The following is a 269-nucleotide window of genomic DNA, read 5'->3' as shown; positions in this document are numbered from 1 at the left end:
AAGGTTTAGAGGCAGTGCGCCTGAGGCCGAGCATGTATATTGGCGACACGAGCCCAAGAGGTCTTCATCACTTGATCTATGAGGTTGTCGATAACGCCGTAGATGAGGTGTTGGCCGGCTTCTGTGACCAGATTATCGTGTTTGTGTACATCGTCGAAATCTTCCGTCAGCGCAAAGCCGATGCCCTGGGCGATGCCGCCGTATAACTGCCCTTCCACCACGGCGTAATTGTTTATCTTCCCCACATCGTCCACGAGGGTGAACCTTTC

Annotated in this window: 1 pseudogene; it reads right to left on the bottom strand. The window is 53.2% G+C overall.

The window, feature by feature from the left end:
- Nucleotides 1–164: 164 nt before the first annotated feature.
- Nucleotides 165–254, bottom strand: a pseudogene (locus tag EZM41_RS14830) (molybdopterin cofactor-binding domain-containing protein); the annotation flags it as partial.
- Nucleotides 255–269: the final 15 nt, after the last annotated feature.

The sequence above is a fragment of the Acetomicrobium sp. S15 = DSM 107314 genome, assembly GCF_016125955.1.
Taxonomy (GTDB): Bacteria; Synergistota; Synergistia; order Synergistales; family Thermosynergistaceae; genus Thermosynergistes; species Thermosynergistes pyruvativorans.
Note: the sequence above shows the minus strand (reverse complement) of the source record. Positions and strands in the feature narration are given on the sequence as shown.